Here is a 2,957-nt window from a genome sequence, read left to right as displayed (position 1 = left end):
GTATGGAGTCTCCCGCGTTGTGTATGGAGTCTCCCGCGTTGTGTATGGAGTCTCCCGCGTTGTGTATGGAGTCTCCTCGTTTAGCAGGAGCGATGTCGTCGCCTGGGCGAACCAGCCGATACGTCGTCCAGCGGCGGCGGTTGTCTGAGCACAGCAGCCCCTGCATGCACAAACGTGCCAGCGTACGGGTGATGTCCGCAGGGTGATCGGCCAACAGTTCCTGCAGCCTTGCGTTGGACACCGCCCCCTCGATGTCGGCCGTCGCCAGCGCCTGCAATTCTGCCGGTGTCAACGCCTCCAGCCGCGGCCCCAGCCAGCGGCGCAGACGTTCCAGCGTTTCCGCGGGTATCAAACTCACCATCGGCAGGGTGAGCCGGACGCGGTCCGGTTCAGTCAAGATATCGAGCCGCGGGGCGCGCCAGTGCTGCGCCCGCCAGCCCGAGCGGATCTTGTCCGCGCCCGAGCCCGCGCGCTCCCCGCCACCGATCAACAAAAACATTTGCTGCAGGGCCTTGTTGCGGCACTCGCTCACACCGCCCTGCTGATACTGCTGCAGCGACACCAGCAAAGTGCCGGGGTTCTCGATGACGAAGCGATCCGGGTAACGCTCGATGACCACACCGCCCACGCCAGCGTAGTCCGCATGAATGAGGGCATTGACAAACGCCTCACGCAGCGCCTCGTGCGCCGGCGTCTCGTCCCGGCGCACGGACTGTTCCAGACGAAACGGCTGCGGCAACCCCGCTGCCAGCTTGGGCCACACGCGGGTGTAGAACTGCAGCAGGTTGGCCTCCCAGGTCCCATCCGGGCAAAGGCGGTCGGTCCAGCGCAACGCAGGGTCCAGTTTCTCTCGATAATCGACGAAATACTGCGGCGCAGCCGCAGCATCTCGCACGGCCGTATCCCTCCCAAACATCAGCAGCCCGGCCAGCGTCAGGCCCTCCTCGCCGGTGACGCGGTCACGCCGCCAGCCACCTAAGCGTTCCAGCAGTTCCCGGTCTGGCAGGGCCAGCCAGGGATGTTCCCCCTTGGTCAGGCGCAGGCGCTGGCGGTACTGCAACAGCGTCGGGGGGTCCAAGTCATTCAGCGTAAAACCCGTGAGGATGCGCTGATCGGCCGGCAGCTCGTCGGCGTCGGCCAGCATCCGGCGCACCCCGGCATCGCCAAGCCGGTAGTCACCCTCGTGCCGACGGCGGTAGGTATGCCCAAAAGGCGTCACACCCACGTACACCGGGCGCTGCGTCCGGGTGGCACAAGGAATACGAACCACCAGCAGCGCAGCGCCGTCCACTTCGACCGTCCGCACGTCGCTGGGCTCCAGCAGATTGACGCTGACCCGTCCGCGGTTGTTGAGCCCGTCCCACAACGCCTTCTGACAACGCGCCAATTGCTGGCGATCCAATCCATCCAGGCTGACCCGCCCGTCGTGCTCCGACGCCCCCAGCACGACCACGCCTCCCTGCGAGTTCGCCATCGCGCTGTAGGTTTCCCAGAAGCTGCGCGGCAGCCCTCCCTTGGCCGACTTGAACTCCCAGTCGCCACTTTCGCCTGCCTGTGCCGCCTCCAGGATGCGATCGATCAAGTCCGCGTCCATCGCCTCAATCCAGCGCGATGACCTTCAGCGACTCGATACCCCGGTCATCGACGATCTTCACTGCGATCTTGCGGTTGTCGCCCGCCGCAAACGGCAGGCTGACCGTGCCGTGAAAGGCCTCAAGGCGCGTCTCGTCCAGCTCGGCGCGGATGCTTTTTCTGAGCTTTTCCCACCCCTGCCCCGTGCCTGCCATCGGAAAGAATACCTGGCGCGGAAACAGCGAGCGCTCGTCGTAATCGGTATCCAGCAGCCACAGCGCGATCCGGCTCTTGCCGCCAGAGACGAGCTCGCCGCTGACGGTGTCGAAGTAATCGAAGCCGTGCACTTCGACCTCGTACAGGCCGTCCTTGCGCCGACGCACCTCCACCTCCGGCTGGCCCATGAGCCAGAAGCTCTGGTTGCTGGCGCGGGCCTTCTTCAGGTCCTCGGTCAGCAGGTCGGTGTTCATCTGCGCCTTGAGCAGGGTGACGCCCGGCCAGCGCGTCTCGTCGATATCTTTGGCCGCCTCCGGGTCGAAGGCAAAGGCGCAAAACACGATGAAGGTCGGCTGCGGGCGCAGCTTCTCGGCCTCGGTCAGCGCCTGCGCCACCTGGCGCTGCTCCAGCGCGGCGTGCTCGGGGCCAAAGCTCACCACCACCCGCTCGCCACTGTCCAGATGGCCTACCGCGTGCAGGTGGCGCAGATGGGCATCGGTGGGCAGCGGCTCCAAGTCCGCAAAGCGCAGCACCTGCCCGCCGCGCCCACGGATGCCGGTTTTGAGCAGCTCGTCGCGCCACTGGTGCTGGCGGCCGCTTTCGCCCGTGCGGGCGATGCTGGCGTCGGCCTCGGCCGGGCCGGCGGCTTCGTCCAGCGACTTCACGCTGGGAAAGGGCACCGCCTCCACCGTAAACGGCCCGGTGATGCGCAGCTTGTCCTTCGCCACCAGCGGCTGGTCGTAGAGGATCTCCTGCTCCGCATGGGCAGCGATGGAGGCGTCCATTTGCCGCTGCATGGCCTGCCGCGCGGCATGGAAGGCCTCGAACGGCTGGCGCGCAGACTCCGGCCAGTCCGCGGGGAAGTCGAAGGGCACTTCCCATTCCAGCAGCGCGCCGGCCATCACCTCCTCGCCGGACGGTAACTTCTCCCTTTGCGACGCAGGCAGCGAGAAATCGACCTTTCCCCCTTTGCGGCCACCCTCGGTCACGGCAAACGGCTTCGGCGGCGACGCACGCAGGGCGGCGTTAAGGCTGGACAGCGCCGCCTCGATGGCCGGGTGCATGCGCGCGTAGATGTCGTCGATTTCTGGATTGTTGGCAATGGACTTGAGCGTCACGTGCGGCACGGTCTTGTAGATGAAGCCGCCCTTGAGGCCCTCGTGCGGGTA

At 66.2% G+C, this 2,957-nt stretch carries 1 protein-coding gene and 1 pseudogene; both read right to left on the bottom strand.

All coding sequences use genetic code 11. The annotated features are described in order from the left end of the window. Positions 1-1,594: ATP-binding protein (locus V7Z54_RS06320; RefSeq protein ID WP_334135207.1), on the bottom strand; the 1,594-nt coding region annotated here is incomplete at its 3' end. Between the two features lie 4 nt (positions 1,595-1,598). Continuing rightward, positions 1,599-2,957: pseudogene (locus V7Z54_RS06315) on the bottom strand (site-specific DNA-methyltransferase); the annotation flags it as partial.

Origin of the sequence: Tepidimonas sp., assembly GCF_036824975.1 — a bacterium.
GTDB lineage: Bacteria > Pseudomonadota > Gammaproteobacteria > Burkholderiales > Burkholderiaceae_C > Tepidimonas.
This window is presented reverse-complemented; position numbering and strand designations above follow the sequence as displayed.